The following is a 3,434-nucleotide window of genomic DNA, read 5'->3' on the forward strand; positions in this document are numbered from 1 at the left end:
TACCCAGTATTGTCGTTGGTGGTGTGGACTCTCAAGCGTGAGGTAAGGGCATCTGGTGAATGCCTTGGCATGTACAGGCGATGAAGGACGTGGCACGCTGCGATAAGCGTGGGGGAGCCGTGAGCAGGCTTTGATCCCGCGATTTCCGAATGGGATAACCCACCTTCACCATTTAATCATTGGTTCGATCGACCTTCGGGACGGACGGATCAGCGGTTAAATGGTCGAGGTATCACTAAGCTGAATAAAATAGGCTTTGGTGAAGCGAACCCGGAGAACTGAAACATCTCAGTACCCGGAGGAAAAGACATCAACCGAGATTCCGTTAGTAGTGGCGAGCGAACGCGGACCAGGCCAGCGCCTGGGATATAATTAGCAGAACGCTCTGGAAAGTGCGGCCATAGCGGGTGACAGCCCCGTATGCGAAAATGATATTCCAGGACTTGAGTAGGGCGGAGCACGTGAAACTCTGTCTGAACATGGGGGGACCACCCTCCAAGCCTAAATACTCGTACATGACCGATAGTGAACCAGTACCGTGAGGGAAAGGTGAAAAGCACCCCGATGAGGGGAGTGAAACAGTACCTGAAACCGGATGCCTACAAGCAGTGGGAGGGTCCCAATATCTTCGGATAGGCGAGACCTGACCGCGTACCTCTTGCATAATGGGTCTGTGACTTAGTGTATCAAGCAAGCTTAAGCCGTTAGGTGTAGGCGCAGCGAAAGCGAGTCTGAATAGGGCGACCATAGTTTGATGCATTAGACCCGAAACCCGGCGATCTATGCATGACCAGGTTGAAGGTGCGGTAACACGCACTGGAGGACCGAACCGTTCAATGTTGAAAAATTGTCGGATGAGTTGTGCTTAGGGGTGAAAGGCCAATCAAGCCGGGAAATAGCTGGTTCTCCGCGAAATCTATTGAGGTAGAGCGTCGGATGATTGCCGTTGGGGGTAGAGCACTGGATGGTTGCGGGGGTCGCGAGATCTACCAACACTAACCAAACTCCGAATACCAACGAGTCTAGTCCGGCAGACAGACGGCGGGTGCTAAGGTCCGTCGTCAAAAGGGAAACAGCCCTAACCTACAGCTAAGGTCCCCAAGTCATCACTAAGTGGGAAAGCATGTGGGATTTCCAAAACAACCAGGAGGTTGGCTTAGAAGCAGCCATCCTTTAAAGAAAGCGTAACAGCTCACTGGTCTAAACAAGAGATCCTGCGGCGAAGATGTAACGGGGCTAAAGTGATGCACCGAAGCTTAGGGTTCAGTCTTTGACTGAGCGGTAGCGGAGCGTTCCGTAGGCCGTTGAAGCGGGAGGGTAACCGACCGTGGAGGTATCGGAAGTGCGAATGCAGACATGAGTAGCGATTAACAGTGTGAGATGCACTGTCGCCGAAATTCCAAGGGTTCCTGCTTAAAGCTAATCTGAGCAGGGTAAGCCGGCCCCTAAGACGAGCCCGAAGGGGGTAGTCGATGGGAACCACGTTAATATTCGTGGGCCTGGAGGTGTGTGACGGATGGCGTAAATGGTCTGGGCTTATTGGATTGCTCCAGGCTGTGAAGTTGTCCCAGGAAATAGCCCCTCCGTATAGACCGTACCCTAAACCGACACAGGTGGAATGGTAGAGTATACCAAGGCGTTTGAGAGAAGTATCCTGAAGGAACTCGGCAAATTGCCTCCGTACCTTCGGAAGAAGGAGGCCCCACATAAGCGCAAGCTCTTGTGGGGGGCACAGGCCAGGGGGTAGCGACTGTTTAGCAAAAACACAGGGCTCTGCTAAGTCGGCTTCAAGACGACGTATAGGGCCTGACGCCTGCCCGGTGCCTGAAGGTTAAGAGGAGGAGTGCAAGCTCTGAATTGAAGCCCAGGTAAACGGCGGCCGTAACTATAACGGTCCTAAGGTAGCGAAATTCCTTGTCGGGTAAGTTCCGACCTGCACGAATGGCGTAACGACTTCCCCACTGTCTCCAGGATATGCTCAGCGAAATTGAATTCTCCGTGAAGATGCGGAGTACCCGCGGTTAGACGGAAAGACCCCGTGCACCTTTACTGCAACTTCAGAGTGGCATTAGGAAAGAGCTGTGTAGCATAGGTGGGAGGCTTTGAAGCATCGACGCCAGTTGATGTGGAGCCATAGGTGAAATACCACCCTGCTGTTTTCTGATGTCTAACCTCGTACCGTTATCCGGTACAGGGACCCTCTGTGGTGGGTAGTTTGACTGGGGCGGTCGCCTCCTAAAGAGTAACGGAGGCGCGCGATGGTGGGCTCAGGACGGTTGGAAACCGTCTGTTAGAGTGCAATGGCATAAGCCCGCCTGACTGCGAGACTGACAAGTCGAGCAGAGACGAAAGTCGGTCATAGTGATCCGGTGGTCCCTCGTGGAAGGGCCATCGCTCAACGGATAAAAGGTACGCCGGGGATAACAGGCTGATGATTCCCAAGAGCTCATATCGACGGAATCGTTTGGCACCTCGATGTCGGCTCATCACATCCTGGGGCTGGAGCAGGTCCCAAGGGTTTGGCTGTTCGCCAATTAAAGTGGTACGTGAGCTGGGTTCAGAACGTCGCGAGACAGTTTGGTCCCTATCTGCCGTGGGCGTCGAAATTTGAGAGGAGTTGACCCTAGTACGAGAGGACCGGGTTGAACATACCTCTGGTGTACCAGTCGTTCCGCCAGGAGCGCAGCTGGGTAGCTATGTATGGACGGGATAACCGCTGAAAGCATCTAAGCGGGAAGCCTCCCTCAAGATAAGATTTCTCAGGACGGTCGAAGACCACGACCTTGATAGATCGGATGTGGAAGTGCGGTAACGCATGAAGCTAACCGATACTAATTGTCCTATTCGCGCTTAAACGGTTCACTTGTGAACCGCAGAGTCCCACCATCAACGACAATGCTGGTCTCCAGCGCATGTCAGCGATCGGTCGGTTGTTAAGCCAGCCCGGATATACGCTTACAAAACATACACCAAACGCGGCTGTTGCCGTGTTTGGCAAGCAAATACTCATGTGCACGGCATCGATCAAAAACCCATATATGCGCCAGCTTCATTGCTTGGTGACCATAGCGTCTGTGACCCACCCGATCCCATCCCGAACTCGGCCGTGAAACCAGTCTGCGCCGATGGTACTATTGCTCAAGCACTGGAAGAGTAGGGCGTCGCCAGGCATTGAAGCTCGCGCATATATCGGAAACAAAAACCCATTCATAACGTCTCATAAAAGGGCGACCCAAAAGGTCGCCCTTTTACCGTTGGTGACGCGGGATGAAGCAGCCCGCCGTCAGACCGCAAAAGCGGGATGACAAGCAAAAATGCTTCGCAGGCTGCAAAACGCAGCCCATGTTGGTGACGCGGGATGGAGCAGCCCGGTAGCTCGTCAGGCTCATAACCTGAAGGTCGTAGGTTCAAATCCTACTCCCGCAACCAACATA

The 3,434-nt window shown here is 53.3% G+C and carries 1 tRNA gene and 2 rRNA genes; all 3 read left to right on the plus strand.

Annotated features, from left to right (window positions below):
- Positions 1-33: 33 nt before the first annotated feature.
- The 3 genes from V473_RS20790 (at position 34) to V473_RS20800 (ending at position 3,429) form a co-directional block, all read left to right on the plus strand.
- Positions 34-2,854: ribosomal RNA gene (locus V473_RS20790) — 23S ribosomal RNA — on the plus strand.
- A gap of 201 nt (positions 2,855-3,055) precedes the next feature.
- Positions 3,056-3,170 (plus strand): 5S ribosomal RNA (gene rrf, locus V473_RS20795).
- Positions 3,171-3,352: 182 nt separating this feature from the next.
- Positions 3,353-3,429, plus strand: a tRNA-Met gene (locus tag V473_RS20800).
- The last annotated feature ends 5 nt before the right edge of the window (positions 3,430-3,434 follow it).

The sequence above is a fragment of the Sphingobium cupriresistens LL01 genome (assembly GCF_001046645.1).
Classification (GTDB): Bacteria; Pseudomonadota; Alphaproteobacteria; order Sphingomonadales; family Sphingomonadaceae; genus Sphingobium; species Sphingobium cupriresistens.